The 19061-nt window shown below is 66.6% G+C and carries 17 protein-coding genes; 5 read left to right on the top strand and 12 right to left on the bottom strand.

Annotation, left to right across the window (positions count from 1 at the left end; all coding sequences use genetic code 11):
* Positions 1-548: 548 nt before the first annotated feature.
* From DQ229_RS13870 to DQ229_RS13860, 3 genes are read right to left on the bottom strand one after another with little or no spacing between them, the layout of a single operon-like run.
* Complete coding sequence (locus DQ229_RS13870) at positions 549-1355, bottom strand: carbon-nitrogen hydrolase family protein (protein ID WP_114966861.1); 807 nt, start codon at positions 1353-1355, stop codon at positions 549-551.
* 56 nt (positions 1356-1411) lie between these two features.
* A complete protein-coding gene (locus DQ229_RS13865) occupies positions 1412-2374 on the bottom strand; it encodes an alpha/beta fold hydrolase (RefSeq protein ID WP_114966860.1) in 963 nt (320 codons plus the stop codon).
* Positions 2371-2664: an SCP2 sterol-binding domain-containing protein gene (locus DQ229_RS13860; RefSeq protein ID WP_114966859.1), complete on the bottom strand. Its 294-nt coding sequence runs from the start codon at positions 2662-2664 to the stop codon at positions 2371-2373. The genes DQ229_RS13865 and DQ229_RS13860 overlap by 4 nt, the downstream gene beginning before the upstream one ends.
* A 70-nt stretch (positions 2665-2734) precedes the next feature.
* Between DQ229_RS13860 and DQ229_RS13855 the strand changes: the two genes are divergently transcribed.
* Genes DQ229_RS13855 through fdxA form a run of 4 tightly spaced genes read left to right on the top strand, consistent with a single transcriptional unit; the run spans position 2735 to position 7265 of the window.
* Positions 2735-3301, top strand: coding sequence for a tetratricopeptide repeat protein (locus DQ229_RS13855; protein WP_238381089.1), 567 nt, complete (start codon positions 2735-2737; stop codon positions 3299-3301).
* 48 nt (positions 3302-3349) lie between these two features.
* Entirely contained in the window at positions 3350-6481 is a 3132-nt protein-coding gene (locus DQ229_RS13850; protein ID WP_114966858.1) for a helicase-related protein, read from the top strand.
* A 9-nt stretch (positions 6482-6490) separates the two neighbouring features.
* The gene (locus DQ229_RS13845) at positions 6491-6874 is read left to right on the top strand and encodes an RNA-binding S4 domain-containing protein (protein ID WP_114966857.1); all 384 of its coding nucleotides are present in this window, start codon (positions 6491-6493) and stop codon (positions 6872-6874) included.
* Positions 6875-6926: 52 nt separating this feature from the next.
* Positions 6927-7265, top strand: a complete 339-nt coding sequence (gene fdxA, locus DQ229_RS13840; protein ID WP_114966856.1) for a ferredoxin FdxA — start codon at positions 6927-6929, stop codon at positions 7263-7265.
* Between the two features lie 125 nt (positions 7266-7390).
* On the opposite strand, the gene DQ229_RS13835 is transcribed toward fdxA, so the two are convergent.
* The 7 genes from DQ229_RS13835 to DQ229_RS13805 form a co-directional block, all read right to left on the bottom strand.
* Positions 7391-8320, bottom strand: coding sequence for a 2-hydroxyacid dehydrogenase (locus DQ229_RS13835; RefSeq protein ID WP_114966855.1), 930 nt, complete (start codon positions 8318-8320; stop codon positions 7391-7393).
* A gap of 26 nt (positions 8321-8346) precedes the next feature.
* A complete protein-coding gene (locus DQ229_RS13830; RefSeq protein WP_114966854.1) occupies positions 8347-8700 on the bottom strand; it encodes a tRNA-binding protein in 354 nt (117 codons plus the stop codon).
* Complete coding sequence (gene proC, locus DQ229_RS13825; protein ID WP_114966853.1) at positions 8697-9524, bottom strand: pyrroline-5-carboxylate reductase; 828 nt, start codon at positions 9522-9524, stop codon at positions 8697-8699. Before proC ends, DQ229_RS13830 begins: the two co-directional genes overlap by 4 nt.
* Positions 9525-9554: 30 nt before the next feature.
* Positions 9555-10058: a type III secretion system chaperone family protein gene (locus DQ229_RS13820; RefSeq protein WP_114966852.1), complete on the bottom strand. Its 504-nt coding sequence runs from the start codon at positions 10056-10058 to the stop codon at positions 9555-9557.
* A 341-nt stretch (positions 10059-10399) separates the two neighbouring features.
* Positions 10400-10888, bottom strand: coding sequence for a type II 3-dehydroquinate dehydratase (gene aroQ, locus DQ229_RS13815; RefSeq protein ID WP_420796873.1), 489 nt, complete (start codon positions 10886-10888; stop codon positions 10400-10402).
* Between the two features lie 40 nt (positions 10889-10928).
* A complete protein-coding gene (locus DQ229_RS13810; protein WP_114966851.1) occupies positions 10929-12575 on the bottom strand; it encodes a GTPase in 1647 nt (548 codons plus the stop codon).
* A complete protein-coding gene (locus DQ229_RS13805; protein ID WP_114966850.1) occupies positions 12562-13638 on the bottom strand; it encodes a YcjF family protein in 1077 nt (358 codons plus the stop codon). The genes DQ229_RS13810 and DQ229_RS13805 overlap by 14 nt, the downstream gene beginning before the upstream one ends.
* Positions 13639-13806: 168 nt before the next feature.
* On the opposite strand from DQ229_RS13805, the gene gyrB reads away from it, so the two are divergent.
* Positions 13807-16224, top strand: coding sequence for a DNA topoisomerase (ATP-hydrolyzing) subunit B (gene gyrB / locus DQ229_RS13800; protein WP_114966849.1), 2418 nt, complete (start codon positions 13807-13809; stop codon positions 16222-16224).
* 496 nt (positions 16225-16720) lie between these two features.
* Here gyrB and DQ229_RS13795 read toward each other — a convergent pair whose 3' ends face one another.
* On the bottom strand, positions 16721-17635 hold the full coding sequence (locus DQ229_RS13795) for a polysaccharide deacetylase family protein (protein WP_162300884.1): 915 nt from the start codon (positions 17633-17635) through the stop codon (positions 16721-16723).
* Between the two features lie 8 nt (positions 17636-17643).
* Positions 17644-18447, bottom strand: a complete 804-nt coding sequence (locus DQ229_RS13790) for a formyltransferase family protein (RefSeq protein ID WP_114966847.1) — start codon at positions 18445-18447, stop codon at positions 17644-17646.
* Positions 18448-19061: the final 614 nt, after the last annotated feature.

Genomic DNA, 19061 nt, shown 5'->3' with positions numbered 1-19061 from the left:
GTTGGTTAGAGTACCGGCCTGTCACGCCGGGGGTCGCGGGTTCGAGCCCCGTCAACCGCGCCAGTTTCCAGATACAGCCACGCCTTCGGGCGGCAAGACGTGCGGCGGGAACAGGCAAAGACCTCCGCAGGACATGGCTTGAGAAGAGACCCGAGGGCAGCGCCTGCCTGGGCAGGCGCCCATGCCTGACGGCACCACCGGCGCGGCGCCAAGGAAACCATTTACGTTACAGCATGTTGAGGCGTCCGAAGCGCCTGCCTGCCTCCGGCGTTTCCGCCGGGCGGGCCACTCGGCAAGGGCTGTGTCATGCAGAGGCCTTCTGGCGTGTCGCGTTTGACCGGTATCGCTCAATTCGCAACAGAGGGCATGTGCCCGCCCGAGGTGGGCGCGGATGCGCCCGCCTGTGGGGCGGGCGGGCGCATGCCCGGGCCGCAAGCGTCCCGGGCGGGGTATCATCAGTCCAACGCAACACGCCATAAGCATTGCCATTTCCGCGCGCCGATCCATCCTCCGCGTTCTGCACGCCCCGATCCTTTCAGCCCGGCCATTCAGCCCAGAACGTGATGCCCGCCCACCGGCAGTGCCGCGCGCACCTCGTGCACATAATCGGGATCGATGCACGCGCTGACATGGCCCACCCGGTCGGACGCGGTGGCCTGCACCACGCCCCAGGGGTCCACCACCATGGAGCGCCCGTAGCAGACGCGCCGCCCCCCGTCATGGGCGAAGATCTGCGCCGGGGCGATCATGTAGCACTGGGTCTCGATCGCGCGGGCGCGCAAGAGCGGCTCCCAATGGTCGCGCCCGGTCATCAGGGTGAAGGCAGAAGGCAGGAAGATCGCCTGCGCGCCTCGGTCGCGCAAGGCGCGAAACAGTTCGGGAAAGCGCAGGTCATAGCAGATGGCGCAGCCGAAGGTGATGGCCTCGGCCTCGAAACACACCACCGAATCGCCGGCCAGAATGGTGTCGGATTCGCGATAGCTGGCGCCGCCCGGCACATCCACGTCGAACAGGTGCAGCTTGCGGTATTGCGCGCACAGCTTGCCCGCCCTGTCCCAGACAGTGGTGGTGTTGTGGCATTTCCCGCCCGCCGCCTCGTGCAGCGAACCACCGTGAATCCAGACCCCGTGCTTGCGCGCCAGCGCGGACAGCATCCGGCAGGCGGGGCCGTCGGGGATGGTCTCGGCCTCGGCCCGCTTGCCGACAGAATCGCCCGTCATCAGCGCGAAGGTCTCGGGCAGCGCGATCATGTCGGGGCGCTCGCGCGCAACGGCGTCCTCGATCAGCGCCTCGGCGGCGGCAAGGTTGGCTGCCTTGTCGGCACCGCTGTTCATCTGGATCAGGGTGATCTTCATCGCTGCGGCTCCTGTCTGCTGCGGCGCCGGCCCGGCGCACGCGCCCCGGGTCGAGGTTATCGGCGAATGCCCCGGTCGAAAAGCGCGCAGACGGCAGCAAGGAATTCTTCGCGCCGGGCGGGGCTTTCCATCATCAGCTCGTGCGCGCCCCCCTCGATGCGCAAGAGCCGGGCGCCGGGCCAGATGCTGACGCGCGCGGCGATGGCCTCGGGGTCAACGATGGCTTCCCGGCTGCCCAAAGCGACCAGCGCGGGAATCTCGGGCGACGGCAGCCGCGCCAGCGCGCGCATCTCGCGCAGGGCGGCGGCCAGCCAGCCCAGGCTGGGCGCGGCGATGCAGAGTTCCGGATGCGCGCGCGCCAGTGCCTGCATCCGGTCGAACATGGCGCGATCAGTGGTGAATTCGTTGGTCTCGAAAGGGATTGTCCGCAGATCATAGGCGTCCGGATCGCCCGGCACGGCGCGGTCGGCCCCACCCGCCAGATGGGCAACGCGGCCCAGGGCGCGGGCGCCCAGCCCTGTCAGCCCATTCAGCGGCAGGCCCCACATCGGCGCCGAGAAGGCCGCCGCCGTCACCTCGGGCCAGGCCCCCGAGCAAAGCGCGCGCAAACCGATGCAACCGCCCATAGAATGCGCCAGCAGCAGATGCGGTTGCGCCAGTTCCAGCGTGTCGGCGGCCACACGCAAGGCGGCAAGGTCAAGCTGATAGGCTGCGAAATCCTCCACATGGCCCAACCGGGGATCGCTGGCCAGGCGCTGCGACAAGCCCTGCCCGCGCCAGTCGAGCGCGAGCACGCCATAGCCGTTATCGGCCAGTTTGCTGGCGACATGGGCGTATTTCTCGATGAACTCGCCCCGGCCGGGCAACAGGATCACCGTGCCGCGCGCCCCCCGCGCCATGAGCACCGCGCGCAGGCGCAGCCCGTCGCCCGTGCGCAGCCAGAAGGCCGCCGGGCCGCTCGGTGCCTGATCCGGGCCAATATACAGCGGCGCCGGAGGAAGGGCGCCCGCATGGCTCATCCCAGCGCGGCGCCCAGTTTCATCGCCATGCCCATGCTCCCCTCGATCGACAGCCGCCCCGACATGAAGGCGGTGGTCGGATGCAGGTCGCCTTCGAAGATCGCGCGGAACGTGTCGGTATCGGCGCTGAGCACGACATCGGCCTCCTCGTCGGGCGACGCGGTGCGCACGCCGGTCGGTTCGATCATGATCGAGCCCTCGTCGGTGATATCGAACCGCGCCACGCCGTCGAATCCCTCGCCCAGCCGCGCGCCGAGGGCGGAAACCGCAGTATCGATGATCTTGCTCATGGGCTGTTCCTCCAATTGTGAATGCGCGCCTCTCGCCTTTTGCGCAAGGGGCGTTACACTTGCTGGCGTTATGGAACGTCGCCGCCGCCTTCTCAATCCTCTCGTTGCAGCCGCCCTGGCATTCGGGCTGGCTTTTGCCGTGCCTGCCGGGGCGCAGGCCGATGACAAGCTGGACACGTTGCTGGAGGAACTGGCCCAGCCCGATCTCGAACGCTGGCAGCGGGTCGAGCGGCAGATCGTTGCGGAATGGTCGCGCTCGGGTTCGGCGGCGATGGACCTATTGCTGCAACGCGGCCGCGCCGCGCTGGAGGATGGCGACACCGAAGCCGCGATCGAGCACCTGACCGCGCTGGTCGATCACGCGCCCGGCTTCGCCGAAGGCTGGTACAGCCGCGCCACGGCATATTTTCAGGCCGGTGCCTATGGCCCTGCGATGCGCGACCTTTACGAGGCCCTGGCGCTGAACCCCCGCCATTTCGGGGCGCTGACCGGGCTGGGCACGATCCTGGAAGAAACCGACCAGCGCGAGCGCGCGCTGGAGGCCTATCGCGAGGCCATTGCTATACATCCGCATCAACCTTCCATAAAACGCGCCCTTGAGAGGCTGGAGCGCGCGCTTTCCGGCTTCGAGGCCTGAAACGGGCCAGAGAGCGGCGCAAGGCGCGCGCCATCGGCAGGAGCAGTAATGCGCGATCAGGCACGGGTTTGGGCCGTTCTCGGCCCCACCAACACAGGCAAGACCCATTACGCGATCGAACGGATGCTGGCACACCGCACCGGCGTCATCGGCCTGCCGCTGCGGCTGCTCGCGCGCGAGGTCTATGACCGGATCGTGGCCGTGCGCGGCCCGTCGGTGGTGGCGCTGGTCACGGGCGAGGAACGCATCGTGCCCGAGCGCACGCAATACTGGGTCTGCACCGTCGAGGCGATGCCGATCGAGATCGGCGCCGATTTCGTCGCGGTCGATGAAATCCAGCTTTGCGCCGATCCCGAGCGCGGGCATGTCTTCACCGACCGGCTGCTGCACGCACGCGGGCTGCATGAGACGCTGTTTCTGGGCGCCGACACCATGCGCGCGGCGATTGCCGCGCTGGTGCCCAAGGTGCAGTTCCTGCGGCGCGAGCGGTTTTCCGAGCTGACCTATACCGGCGCGAAAAAGCTCAGCCGGATGCCGCCGCGCAGCGCCATTGTCGGTTTCTCGGTCGAGAACGTCTATGCCATCGCCGAGCTGATCCGGCGGCAAAAGGGCGGCTGCGCGGTGGTGATGGGGGCGCTAAGCCCGCGCACGCGCAATGCGCAGGTCGCGCTCTATCAGAATGGCGATGTGGATTACCTGGTGGCCACAGATGCCATCGGCATGGGGCTGAATCTGGATATCCGCCATGTGGCCTTTTCGGCCACCGCCAAGTTCGACGGCCGGCGCATCCGCCCGCTGGGCGCCAACGAGCTGGCGCAGATCGCCGGGCGCGCCGGGCGGCACCTGAGCGCGGGCAGCTTCGGCGTCACCGGCGAGGCCCGCGCGCTTTCCGACGAGATGATCGACGCGGTGGAAAACCACCGTTTCGAGCCGGTGCGCAAGCTGCACTGGCGCAACGCCGATCTGGAATTTGGCTCGGTCGGGCGGCTGATTGCCTCGCTGGAGCGCCCCAACAGCGACGATTGGCTGACACGGATGCGCGACGCCGACGATCTGACCGCGCTCAAGACGCTTTCCGACATGCCCGACGTCGCGCGCAGGCTGGCGGACGCGCGCGATGTGCGGCTCTTGTGGGATGTCTGCCGGGTGCCCGATTTCCGCGGCATTTCGCCCAACGAACACAGCGGGCTGCTGGCACGGCTGTTCGGGTTCCTGCACGAGGCGGGGCAGATCCCGCATGACTGGCTGGCGCGCAATATCGCCCGGATCGACCGCACCGATGGCGATCTCGATGCGCTGTCTAAGCGGCTGGCCTATATCCGCACCTGGACCTATGTGGCGCAACGGCGTGGCTGGGTTATTGATGAAAGTCATTGGCGTGATGAGACTCGCGCGGTAGAAGACCGATTGTCGGATGCGCTTCACGCGCGGCTGACGCAGCGTTTCGTTGATCGGCGCACCAGCGTGCTGATGCGCCGGCTCAAGCAGAAGGAGACCCTCGTGGCCGAGGTGAACGACAAGGGCGAAGTGACGGTTGAGGGCGAATTCGTCGGCCGCATCGAAGGGTTCCGTTTCCGGCAGGACAATGCCGCTTCCGCCGATGAGGCCCGAACCCTGCGGCAAGCCAGCCTTCAGGCGCTGGCGCCGCACTTCCATCTGAAGGCCGACAAGTTCTACAACGCGCCCGATACCGAGATGGACATCACCGAACAGGGCGGGTTGATGTGGGGCGATACCGCGCTGGGCAAGCTGGTGGCCGGCCCCGAGCCGATGAAGCCGCGCGTCGAGGCCTTCGTCGATGAACTGGCCGGAACGGAGGTGGCCGAGAAGGTCGCGCGCCGCTTGCAGCATTTCGTCGATCGCCGCATCGCCGCGCTGTTCGAGCCGCTTCTGGGCCTGTCGCGTGATGAAACACTGGGCGGGCTGACCCGCGGCTTTGCCTTCCGCATGGTCGAGGCTATGGGCATTCTGCCCCGCGCCGAGGTCGCCGACGAGGTCAAGGCGCTGGACCAGGAGGCGCGCGGGGCGCTGCGCAAGCATGGCGTGCGCTTCGGGCAATACACGGTCTTCATGCCGCTGCTGCTCAAGCCCGCGCCGACACGGCTGCGGCTGGTGCTGTGGTCGCTGGCGCAGGGGCTGGAAACCTTCCCCGAAAGCCCACCGCCGGGTCTGGTGACGATCCCCGCGGTCGAGGGCGAGCCGGAAATCCATTACCGGCTGGCGGGCTATCGCCCCTCGGGCAGCCGGGCGATCCGCATCGACATGCTGGAACGCCTTGCCGACCTGCTGCGCGCGCAAGACAGCCGCGGCGGGTTCGAGGCCACGCCCGACATGCTTTCGATCACTGGGCTGACGCTCGAGCAGTTCGCCGATCTGATGCAGGGCATGGGCTATCGCGCCGAGCGCGGCGAGCGCCCCAAGGTCAAGGCCGCGCCCGCCACTGCCCCCGCAACCGAAGGCGAGGCCGAGGCTGCATCACAGGACGACACGGCGCCACAGGCGGAGGCTGCGCCAGAGACAGAGGCAGAATCTGCGCCCCAGGCGGAGGCCGCGACACAAGCCGAGGCTGCCGACGCCGGGGCCGACGCAGCCCCCACCCCGCCGCAGCCTGACACCCCCGAAACCCCGCCCGCGCAACCGGCCGCCGACACCCCCGCGCCAGAGGATGCGCCCCAGCCCACCGCCGACGCACCGCAGCAGGACGCGCCACAGGCCCCGGAAACAGCCGAAGAGGCGCCACAGGCCAACGGCGGCGAGGGCCCCTCGCCCGCAGCGGAAGAAAGCGCAGCCGGGCCGGACACGCCCGCCACCGATACGAGCGCCGATACCACCGCCGATGCCACGGCAGAGATCGAGGTGTTCTACACCTTCGCCTGGGCCCCGCGTGCGCGCAACAACCACCCCCGGCGCGGCAAGGGCGGCGCCCAGGGCGCCCACCAGGGGCAGCGCCGAGACGGCGATGGCGGCGGCGGCGGCGGCAAGGCCCGCGCCGATGGTGGCAAGCCGCGCGGAAAGGGCCCCGGCAAGCCCCATGGCAAAGCGGGCGGAAAACCGCGCGGCAAGCCGGGTGATGGCGCCCCGCGCCGTTTCGAATCCGGCCCCGACAAGCCCCGCAAGGACAGGATCGACCCCGACAACCCCTTCGCGCAGGCGCTGATGGGGCTGCGCGACCGCAAGTAAGCGCGCGGCGTGCCCCCCTCGCGCGAAACCATCCGGCTGGACAAATGGCTCTGGCAGGCGCGGTTTTTCAAGACACGCGGCCTGGCCAGCCGGGCGGTCTCGAACGGGCAGATCCGGGTCAATGCCGCGCGGGTGATCAAGCCCGCGCAGGCCGTCGGGGCGGGCGATACGCTGACCTTCGCGCTCGGCCGGCAGGTCAAGGTGGTGCGCATTCTGGCCCTGGGCCTGCGCCGTGGCCCCGCGCCCGAGGCGCAGGCGCTCTACGATGACCTGTCGCCGCCTCCGCCGCCACTTGCGGAAACCACCGGCGCACCTTCGGCCCGGTCCGGCGGGCGCCCCAGCGGCAAGGAGCGCCGCAGTTTCGAGCAGGCCCGGCGATCCGCGCTTGAATGATCCGGCTGCCCGGATTACTTCCCCCGTGGCGCAAGAATGGGAGAGCGCACGGATGACCTATGTCGTGACCGACAACTGCATTGCCTGCAAATACACCGATTGTGTGGAAGTCTGCCCTGTGGATTGTTTCTACGAGGGCGAAAACATGCTGGTCATCCATCCGGATGAATGCATCGACTGCGGCGTGTGCGAACCCGAATGCCCTGCCGATGCGATTCGTCCCGACACCGAGCCGGACATGGAAGACTGGGTCGAGTTCAACCGCAAATATTCCGAAGCCTGGCCGGTGATCATCACCAAGAAAGACCCGCTGCCCGAAGCCGAGGAACGCGACGGCGAGACCGGCAAGATGGAAAAATACTTTTCTGAAAAGCCCGGCGAAGGCGGCTGAGCCGGCAGGCACGCCCCCTGCCCGAGGCAATTCCACGCCCGGCGGCACCACCTGACGGCCCGGAAATTGGGGCAAGGCAGGGCGCCACGGCCAATGGAAAGCCCGGTGGAGCGGCCGCTGCCCCCTCAGACCCGGTTTGGCAGCGGTTGCCCCGCGGCAAAGGCGCGCAGGTTATCCAGTGCGACCATGCCCATGGCCTCGCGCACCTCGTGCGTCGCGGTGCCCAGATGCGGCAACAGCGAGACATTCTCAAGCCTGCGCAGCGCCTCGGGCACCTGCGGCTCGTGCTCATAGACGTCCAGCCCCGCCCCGGCGATCTGCCCGGCCTCGAGCGCCGCGATCAGCGCCGCCTCGTCGACAAGGTCGCCGCGCGCGATATTGACCAGATGCGCATGGGGCTGCATCGCCGCCAGCGCCGCGGCGTCGATCAGGTGGCGCGTCTCGGGCGTGGCGGCCATCGTCACCACCACCACATCGGCACGGGCCATCACCTCGTGCAGGGTGGGCAACTGCTCGGCCGGCACGCCCGGGTCCGGCACCGGCGAGCGGTTGAAGAACACCACCTGCATGTCGAAGCCGCGCTGACACCGCCGCGCCACGGCGCGCCCGATCCGGCCCATGCCAAGGATGCCCACGGTCTTGCCGGTCAGGTGCAGGCCCAGCATCTCGGTCGGGTGCCAGCCCGCCCAGCGCCCGGCGCGCACCATCCTCTCGCCCTCGCTGGCGCGGCGCGCGCTCATCAGCATCAGCATGACGCCGATATCGGCGGTGGCATCGGTCACGGCACCGGGCGTGTTGGTCACCGCGACCCCGGCGGCCTGCGCAGCCAGCACGTCTATATGGTTGTAGCCCATGCCGAAATTGGCCAGCAGCCGGCAGCGCGGGCGCGGCACGGCGGCAAACACCTCGGAGCTGTAGCGATCGCCCAGCGTGGGCATGACCATGTCATACTCGCGCAGGCTGGCGACCAGTTCCGCCGGCAACATGGGCGTCGTCTTGCCGCGCAGGGTCAGGTCGAATTCGGCCTCGGCGGCGGCCTTCACTGCCGGGGGCATCGGGCGGGTTATCAGCAGACGGGGTTTCAATGCAGCCTCCCTCCAGACGGAACCTCGCGTTCGGGCGTGATCAGCACCACCTCGCCCTCGGCATCCGGCAGGCCCAGCACCAGCACCTCGGAGCGCATCGGCCCGATCTGGCGCGGCGGGAAATTCACCACCGCCAGCACCTGGCGGCCGACCAATTCATCGGGGGTGTAGTGCCGGGTGATCTGGGCCGAGCTCTTGCGCTCGCCAAGTTCGGGGCCGAAGTCGATCCACAGCCTGATCGCGGGCTTGCGCGCCTCGGGGAAAGGTTCGGCCCGCGTGACTCGCCCGACCCGCACATCGACCTTGAGGAAATCATCAAAACTGATCGTGTCGTCTTGCGCATCGCTCATTGGGAAAGTTCCCTTGCGCGGGCGGCGGCGGCACCGACAGCACGGCGCAGCAGCGGGCGCAGGCCCTGGCTTTCATCCATCAGATGTTCGAGCGCGGCGGCTGTCGTCCCGCCGGGGCTGGTGACGTTCTCGCGCAGGCGTGCCGGGGCCTCGTCGGAGGTTTCGGCCAGGTGCCCGGCACCGGCGACCGTCGCGACAGCCAGCTTCATGGCCAGGTCGGGGGCCAGCCCCTCGGCCTCGCCCGCTGCGGCCATCGCCTCGATCAGGTGGAACACATAGGCCGGCCCCGAGCCGCTGAGCGCCGTCACCGCATCCATCTGCCCCTCGTGCTCCAGCCGCACGGTCTGACCGACAGCGGCCAGAAGCCCCTCGGCCAGCGCAAGCGCGGCCTCGTCCGCCAAGGCATTGCCGACCAGCGCCGAGATGCCCCGCCCCACCGCGGCCGGGGTGTTGGGCATGGCCCGCACGATCACCGTATCAGACCCCAGGACGCCCTCGAAAGCCGCGATCGATGTGCCCGCGGCGATCGAGATGAACACCGGCGCCGACCCGGCACCGGCCCCTGCGGGAATGGCCTTGAGCGCCGGCAGGGCATCGCCCATCATCTGCGGCTTGACGGCAATCAGCACCGCCGACGGGTTTGCCGGCAAGGCCCCGTTGATCTTCACACCCTGCGCTTGCAGCCAGTCCGATGGGCGGGGCTCGATCACATGCACGGCGCCGGGCGAAAGCCCCTGCGCAAGCCATCCTTCAAGCAGAGCCGACCCCATGCGCCCGCAGCCGAGCAGAACAAGACCACGTGCCTCGATATCGCTGAAATCCATGCAACCCCCGATCATTCTTCCGGGGCAAGATTAGGCGCGGCCGTAAGCCTCTGCAATGGCCACCTGCAGGGCCTCTTCGGCCGGCTGGTCGGACCAGGCGACAAGCTGGAAAGCCGGATAGAATCGCTCGGCGCATTGCACGGCGCTGGAGACCATGCGGCTGACCTGCTCGGGCCCGGCGCACTGCCCGCCCGTCAGCAGCAGCCCGTAACGCCAGACCATCAGGCGCTGCTCGTGCCAATAGGTGAAACTGCCGGTCCAGACCAGATCATTGATCCGGTTGAGCAGGCGATGGAATTCGGGCAGGCGGGCCTCGGGGGGCTCCATCTCGAAGGTGCAGATCAGGCGCAGGGTCTCATCGGCGGGCGACCAGGCCAGCGTCAGCGAATAGGTGCGCCACTGGCCTTCCACGGCCATGGCGATCTGGTCCTCGCCGACGCGGTCGAATTCCCAGGCCTGATGCTCGGCCAGGGTTTCGACCATATCGATCGGATGAATGTCATCGCTGTGCAGGAAGTTTTCGGATATCGACATTGCCCGGCCTCTTCATCTGTAGCCTCAGGTGGGCACGACCCCACAAGAAGCTGGGTGTCTGGCAAGGATCAGCGTTTGCCCGACGCCGCCCTTACTATATATGGTGTGAGAAATTCCGAGGGCTGTAAAGGGAATTCTTCCACAACTTGTTGCGGGCCGCACCTGTCGATTGGGGGCACGCGGCATAATGCAACAACAGCTTGTGTTTGTTCGGCCAAAAGGCAGCGCTGCACCTTCCGGCCGCCGCCGGATGCCTTCGGCGAGGATATTTTTCTCACAGTGAAGGAATGCGAATCGGCACGGCAGCAGGGCGCGCGCCCCGGCAGACGGCGCCTTGCGGCTCAGGCCCCGATCAGCCGCGCGGCATGGTGCAGGGCCAGTTCATAGCCGTGCGGGCCGCAGCCGGCGATGATCCCGTCGGCGCGATAGCTGACATAGGAGTGATGCCGGAAGCTTTCGCGCTTGTGCAGGTTGGAGATATGCACCTCGATCACCGGGCCTTCGAACGCCTTGAGCGCATCCAGAAGCGCCACCGAGGTATGGGTCAACGCCGCCGGGTTGATGATGATCGCATCCGAGGTGGCCCGCGCGGCCTGGACCCAGTCGATCAGTTCGTATTCGCGGTTCGACTGGTGGAATGTCAGGCCCAGGCCGAGCGCATCGGCGGTTTCGCGGCAGGCGGCCTCGATATCGTCGAGCGTGGTCTGGCCGTAGATTTCCGGCTCGCGCACCCCCAGAAGGTTGAGGTTGGGGCCGTTGAGAATGGTGACATGTCGCGACATCTTGAGCCTCGTTTCGATCATCTGCGGCGGGCGGGTCTGACGGCCCATCCGCCCGGAGATATGGCGCAAATGCCCCGCGCCGTCACGGTTATTTTCGCGCAGGCGGTTTCTTGCGGCCCGCAGCGTCGGAGTCGGCTTTGGAGTCGGGGGCGGATTCGGCGCGCGTGCCGGGGTCGGACCGGCCGCCGAACATGCCGCGCAGCAGCCCCGCCCCGGCCCGCGCGCCACGCGCCGCGCGGCGCAGGTTCTCGCGCAGGTTCAGCCCGCCGGTATCGGCGCCCAGGCGGCGGCGGTTGCGCTGGGTCATCAGGGCCTCGGTCATGGCGGCGGCCAGCGCGGCCTCGACGGTGTCGACATTCCACAGGGGCGGCTCGGCGCAGACCGGGATCGGCACCATGCCGCCCATGTCCTCGCCGATTGCCGCCATTGCCCGGCCCAGCCGCTCCTGCGCCGCCAGCGGAAGGCGGTTTTCCGGGTAGGGCCAATCGGGCATCAGCGTATCGGCGGCCGAGGCCACCAGCACCACGGGCGGCACGCGCCGCGCGGGCTGGTCGGCGAAATGTGCCTCGAACGCCTGCCGCAGCGCGTGATCGGGCGCGCGCGAGGGGCGCGAGGCCCGGATCACCCAGAGGATCAGGTCGGCCTCGGCCATCTCGGTGGCAAGCGCCTCGGCCCTTTGCGCGGACCCGTCCAGCCCCACGGTATCGACAAGCCGGCAGGGCGTGCCGTCGATTTCGGTTTCATGGGCGGTCAGGCGGGCGGTGGTGGCGGCCATGTCGGTTTCTTCCGCCGCATCGCCCATGAGCACGTTTATCAGGGTCGATTTGCCCGCGCTGATCTGCCCGACCACGACAATGCGCACCGGGTCGTCGGGGCGCGCCAGCGCGCGGCGGTCGCGCAATTCGGACCCGAGGCGGATTTCCAGAAGCTCGGCATCGGAGAATTTCAGCCGCCCCGAATACAGATCGACCGCCGCCTGCGCGACCTCCTCGAGCAGAATCACCTGGGTGTCGCGCAGCACCTGCTGGCCAAGCCGCCCCTGAAGCCCGGCGGTGATCGCGCGTTCGGCCTCGCGCAGCACGCCCACTGCCGGGTTGAGCGCCATGCGCACCCCGCGCCAGGCGAGATAGCCGGTTTCCCATGCCGCGCGCGCGGTATCCTGCCGCTGCCAGAGCCAGTAGAGCGCCTTGACCGAGAGCTGGTCGGAAAAGGGCACATGCCGACGCAGGAAATCGCGGTAGCGCAGCGCCACGCGGTCGATCAGCAAGAGCGCCTCGGGCACGGTGAAATCCAGCGCCCCGCGCCGGCCGCCCGACATCTCGGAGGCGACTTGCTCGACGACGCCCAGCGCTTCGGCGGGCATGTCTTCCCAGTCGAGAGGCTGCTTGAGCCGCGTGTCGATGCGGGCGCAGGCGGCGGCGTAGGCGGCGCGCTCGGCTGCGCTCCAGTCTGGGTCATGGGCAAGCTGCGGGCCGGGGCCGCCCTTTTCGGGCCGCGCGGCAGCGTCGCCGCCATCGCCCCTGGCCCGGCTGCGCCAGTCAAGGCCAAGCCGCACCACCCAGACCAGGGCGGCAAAGACCATGCAGACCAGCGCGAACTGCCACAGCAGCCCACGCTCGAACAGCCAGACGAACCCCAGCACCGTGGCAACGGCGAGCGGCAGCGCCAGAACCCCGGCAAGGCCAAGCCGGTTCCAGCGCAGGAAGGCGCGGCGCAGGCGGTCAATCAGCGTCATGGCGGGCCTTTCGGAATGCCTCGTCGAAGGTGCGGCGCAGATCGGCGGTATCGACAGGCTCGCCCCGCGCGGTGCGGAACAGCCAGAATGCCGCCGCACGCCCCAGCGCGAAGGTTGCCGCAAACGAGACCCCTCCCGCCACCGCCGCGCCCAGGCTTTGCCCGACGAAAGGCACCAGCTTCACCGCCTGGCGCAGCAGATGCGCGCCCGCCTGTTGCAACACCAGCCCCGAGCCCAGCGCGGCGGCGAAGGCCGCGATGCGCGGGCGGGTCCATTCCAGCCCGTAGCGTCGCGCCAACGCGCGCAGCATCGCCCCCTGCAGCGCCGGCACCGAGACCGCGCCCACCAGTGGCGCCAGATCGCTGGCCCCGGCAGCGCCGGCATACCATAGCACCATCGGCCGCGCGGTGGCGAAGGCTGCGGCCTCGCGCGTCTGGTCGCGCTCGCGCATGAGCAGCAGCGAAAGCTCGGGCAGCAGATCGACCAGCACGCCGCGCAGCGCGCCCATTCCCTGCGGCGCAGCCCCTTCGGGCAGGGCCATGGTCACGGCGGGCAGGATGGCTCCGGCGGCCTCTTCCATGGTGGCCTGGGTGGCGGCACGGGCGCGGCGCTGCTGGCCCGGCTCGGCGACCAGATCGGCACCGGTATGCACCACCACGACCGGCAGGCGCGGGCGCGCGCGGCGCAGTTTGCCCAGCACCTCGGCCACCATGCCCTGCACCGGATCGTCAAGCCGGGCGAGAATCACCACCGCGTGGCTGCCGCGCTCGGCCTCGCGCAGGTCCTCGTCGGGGTCGTAGCCCTGCTCGCCCAGCCCGCGGGTATCGAGAAAGCGCAAGACAGGGTGATCGGCGGGAAAGTCGAACGCCTGCGCATGGCGGGTGCAGGGCGCGAATCCGCTGCCGACCTCGGCCTCGCCGGTCAGCGCCCGGATCAGCGAGGATTTCCCCGCCCCGGTCTTGCCCAGCAGCCAGAGCGTCGGCAAAGGCGGCCGGGGGATATCGCCCAGGTCATCGGCAATATCCGCCCCCTGCCCTATGATCCGCTGGATATAGACCTTCACCTGACCCGCGCCTTCATCCTTTTGCGAAGGCCCTCACGGTAGGGCAGAAGCGATGGCGCCGCAAACCCCAGCCGCATGGCCGGTCGCACCGCAGAAGATGCCGACCGGCGCGTGACATTCCCCGGGCGAGGGCCTATAAGTCGGGCAGGTTTTCAGGGAAGGGTCGGCATGGCCGAAACAGCACATGCGCCGGAAGAGTATGGCGCGGATTCCATCAAGGTTCTCAAAGGGCTGGACGCGGTGCGCAAGCGCCCGGGCATGTATATCGGTGACACCGATGATGGCTCGGGCCTGCATCACATGGTCTATGAGGTTGTCGATAACGGCATTGACGAGGCACTGGCCGGTCATGCCGATGCGGTGACGGTAAAGATCCACACCGATGGCAGCGTCTCGGTGCGCGACAATGGCCGCGGTGTCCCGGTGGAAATGCACGCCGAAGAAGGCGTCAGCGCCGCCGAAGTCATCATGACGCAACTGCACGCCGGGGGCAAATTCGACCAGAATTCCTACAAGGTGTCGGGCGGGCTGCACGGGGTCGGCGTATCGGTGGTGAATGCGCTGTCGGACTGGCTGGAACTGCGCATCTGGCGGGGCGGCAAGGAGCATTACGTGCGCTTCGAGCGCGGCGAAACCGTGGAGCCCCTGCGCGTGGTCGGCGATGCGGGCAGCGAACGCGGGACCGAGGTGCGCTTTCTCGCCTCGCTCGATACGTTCTCGAACCTCGATTACAGCTTCAAGACGCTGGAGAACCGTCTGCGGGAGCTGGCATTCCTGAATTCGGGGGTGCGCATCATCCTCGAAGACGAACGCCCCGCCGAGCCGCTGCGCACCGAACTTTTCTACGAGGGCGGCGTGCGCGAATTCGTCCGGTTCCTCGACCGGCACAAATCGCCCATCATGCCCGAGCCGATCTTTATCACCGGCGAGCGCGACGACATCGGCATAGAGGTGGCGATGTGGTGGAACGACAGCTACCACGAAACCGTGCTGCCCTTTACCAACAACATCCCCCAGCGCGACGGTGGCGCGCATATGGCGGGCTTCCGCGGCGCGCTGACACGCACCATCACCCGCTATGCCCAGGAAAGCGGCATCGCCAAGAAGGAAAAGGTGAACTTCACCGGCGACGACGCGCGCGAGGGGCTGACCTGCGTGCTGTCGGTCAAGGTGCCCGACCCGAAATTCTCCAGCCAGACCAAGGACAAGCTTGTCTCAAGCGAGGTGCGCCCCGCGGTCGAGGGGCTGGTGGGCGAGAAGCTCTCCGAATGGTTCGAGGAAAACCCCCAGATCGCCCGGCATATCGTCGGCAAGATCGTCGAGGCCGCGCTGGCCCGCGAAGCGGCGCGCAAGGCGCGCGACCTGACGCGGCGCAAGACGGCGATGGATGTGGCAAGCCTGCCCGGCAAACTGGCCGACTGCCAGGAAAAGGACCCGGCGCTGTCGGAGCTGTTTATCGTCGAGGGCGACTCGGCCGGCGGCTCGGCCAAGCAGGGGCGCTCGCGCCAGAATCAGGCGGTGCTTCCGCTGCGCGGCAAGATCCTGAATGTGGAGCGCGCGCGCTTCGACAGGATGCTGACCAGCCAGGAGATCGGCACGCTGATCACCGCGCTGGGCACCGGCATCGGACGCGACGAGTTCGACCTGAAGAAGCTGCGCTATCACAAGATCATCATCATGACCGACGCCGATGTGGACGGCGCGCATATCCGCACGCTGCTTCTGACCTTCTTCTTCCGGCAGATGCCCGAACTGATCGAGGGCGGGCACCTCTATATCGCCGAGCCGCCGCTCTACAAGGTCGCGCGCGGCAAGTCCGAGGTCTATCTCAAGGACCAGACCGCGCTGGAGAATTACCTGATCGAACAGGGCGTCGAAGGGGCGATCCTGCGCCTGGGCAGCGGCGAGGAGATCACCGCCCGCGATCTCGCCCGCATCGTGGAGGAGGCCCGCAGCGTGCGCCGCACGTTGAAACTGTTCCCCTCGCATTACCCGGCGCACATCCTGGAACAGGCCGCGATCGCCGGCGCCCTGCAACCCGGCGCGCTGGATGACGACCCGCAGGCGGTGGCCGACCGTGTGGCCGCGCGGCTTGACGAGGTGGCGCCCGAATACGAGCGCGGCTGGCAGGGCCGCCCCAGCCAGGACCACGGGCTGCGGCTGTGGCGGGTCTTGCGCGGGGTGGAGGAAATGCGCGTGCTCGACGGGCAGATCCTGCGCTCGGCCGAGGCGCGGAGGCTTGCCGGCTTCACGCAGAGCCTGCAGGAAACCTTCGGCGCCCCCGCGCGGCTGGTGCGCAAGGATCGCGACCAGCTGGTGCACGGCCCGATCGAGCTTTTGCAGGCCATCCTGACCGAGGGCGAAAAGGGCCTGAGCCTGCAACGCTACAAGGGCCTGGGCGAGATGAACCCCGACCAGCTGTGGGAAACCACGCTCGACCCGGCGGCGCGCACGCTGCTGCAGGTGCGCATCGACGACCTGGCCGAGGCCGACGACATCTTCACCAAGCTGATGGGCGACGTGGTCGAACCCCGGCGCGAATTCATCCAGCGCAATGCGCTCAACGTCGAGAACCTCGACGCCTGAGCCGCGCAGGGATGTTGGACGGGAAGAGGGGCCGCCACGGGAGGGGCGGCCCTTTTTGGTGGGGGGGAGGGAGGGTGCAGGTGGCGGGTGGCGGGTGGTGCAGTTTCAAACGTGATCGTCCTTCAGGACGTGAGCGGTCCATTGCGGCAGGTCGCGTTGGCGGAATGCTGCGGTGCATCCACGACAGAGCCGCCATTCCTGCCAACCGCAGCGAAATCTTGTGGCAAATGCAGTGAGCGGACTTTCCGGACTCTTGCAGGTGCGGCGAGAACTCGTGCACAAGTCCCTTGCGATTGCAGAATGTTTCGCGATGGGATGCAGTCCATTTCGCTGAAGCAGACGCTTGCCTCTGCTCAAAGACGACGAATTCAAACTGACCGTTCGTTTCGTGGTACGCGAACTGATAAGCGCAGGGTTTAGTGGCGAGGGTTCCGTTGGTGACGACCAAATTTCCTGGTTACGCCCGCATCAGGGCAATTCGCGTTGCCACCTTTCCTTACGATGCCGAGCCGTGGGGGAATTCATTGCAATCATAGCGGGGTAGGTGCTGACGCCCTCTGCTCAAGTCTGCATTCTCAATATCGCGGCTTTCGACATTGAACGACCACTGCACGCCAATGTCATCCAGCAGCGCCACCGTGGTTGCGTCAAAACTGTGAAACCCGCCATAGGGGTGGCAATAGGTACGAGGCCCGACCACGCCGAGCCGGTCGAGGAACTCGAATGACAAATGTAGTTCTCGAGTCTGTCCGCCCTCATCCAGTTTGCTCATCACAGGATGGGAGACTGTGTGGGAGCCCAACATCATGCCGCCTTTCTGCATCTCAAGAAGCTCGGTTTCGCTGACATAAAAATCCGAAGAGATACCTGTGGAGCCCAATTCCGCCATGATTTCATCCAGCAGTTGTGCGCGGAACCGTTCCTCGCAAAAGTAATTGATCAGCCGCTTGAACTCAGACACTCCGCTGACGTTGGTCTGAGTCGTGTAGGTCTTCTGGTGGAAGTCCTGGCGTTTCTCGAACGGTATCATATCATCGCTCACGAGGTCCCGTGCGAGGGTGAGTAGTCTGTCCCCTTCAAACGCGCCGCAAAGTAAATGTACCCGATGTACATCTAGCATTTTCCCGGTGAGATAGGGCTGGACCGGTACATAGAAAATCCCCCAGAGGCCTCGGTCCTGAAGCTCAGGAAAAACATGGGTAAAATGGCACGACATGGCGTCATCAAACGTTAGCAATACCTTGTTTTGCCCCACCGATACATCGCGTTTTTTCAGCACCTCAGCCCATTCCTGTCGTGACACGAATCCGTAGTTCGCATCGAAGTGGTCCAGCTGCCGGCGAAAGTTGTCGATGTGAAGGTACCGAAAATTCGGAAGGCTAGAGTCGGCCTCGCGCACGTAATGATACATTATCGCTTTCATGCTGATGGGAGGCCTCGGTTCATTACGATAGGGGAAAAATGCCTATCATCCGGTCGATCGAGATGATCTTCGACCATGCCGTTTCGGAAGTTTTGATAGAGCTTTAGAGCCGCCGCTTCGTTCCATTCTGCCTGTCGGTAGAGACGGCCCTCGGCGTTGGGCTGGTCTTCAGTTTTTAAGGCCTCGAAGCGTGCGATGAGGTCCGCGTAAACCTCAGTCATCGCGCCGATAAGCCGGTTGCAGATAGCGTGCGGCCCATCGCCGAGAAATACCTCCGCGCGAATTTGGTGGATGATTTGGCCCGTATCTATGCCTTCGTCGATATGCATGAAGGTCGCCCCAACCATATGCAGTTCCTGGTTAACCATGGGCCAGACATTGCAGCCGGAGCCCCGGTAATAGGGGGAGAGGCCTAGATGGACGTTGAGAAACCGGCCCTGAAAATGTGTAAGCAAGTCCGAACGAATTAGGGACGAACCGTAGCAGACCAGTAAGTCGCAATTGAGCGCCTTGATCTGTTCCACGATCTCCACGTCGTTAATGGCACCCTTTGGGACTCTAACAATTGGTGCGGAGTCCTGATTCTGACGCCCAAAGAAGTCGACTTCGCCTTGAGACCTCGCAGCGACATGGCGGCGTTCGACCAGGCTTGCGTCGGGGTTTGCATCCGTGACAGCGGCAAGGCTTTTTTCATTGCCTTCACAGATGCTGGCGGCGACATCAATCCGCGGATCGCTCGCGAGTTGTGCCCGGAAATACCGGTGCCGAAGCTCATCGCCTGTCAGGATAACGACACGCATGTCAGTCCTCGGTCAATTTGGTTAGAAGCAGGCCATTTTTATTGGAAGAAGCGGTCTGGCGCAACTGGTGGGAGGGAAAATCAAATGGGTGCGCGCCCGAACCCGCCCATCAGAAAGCCCACTTCGCCCCGCAAACCGGGCATCGCCTACCGAAGCATCGCTGCACCCGGCCTGAACGTCCGCACTTCTTTTTGCTGAGCAGAGGGTGATTTTCGGTAGTTGGCCTGCTGCGGGTTTCGTGGACATGTCCGATCTCCGATTCCTTGGTCACGATCTTATCTTCGTGTCCACGAAACCGGCAGCAGGCCAAGTGCAGGGGTCGGCGCGCAGCACGCATTTGGCACTTCTAAAATGGACTCCTCGCGCGCCTCGGCAGCCCGGGAATTCCCACTCCCGGCACAACGACGAATGGCTGCTTCAGGCGCATGCCGCGGACGCGCCTCCGCACCTGCTGCGGTCCACTCCCCGCCCATCCTGTATGTCGCCATATTTGGCCGGACAGGGCGAACGTCGAGACTGCACCGTCTCCAACCAACCCCACCCGCCGCATCTCGGCCAGACCGGCACAGCCTCCCCCAAGGGTATACGCCAAGCTTATCGCATACCCATGTATT

Source organism: Alkalilacustris brevis (assembly GCF_003350345.1).
Classification (GTDB): Bacteria; Pseudomonadota; Alphaproteobacteria; order Rhodobacterales; family Rhodobacteraceae; genus Alkalilacustris; species Alkalilacustris brevis.
This window is presented reverse-complemented; position numbering and strand designations above follow the sequence as displayed.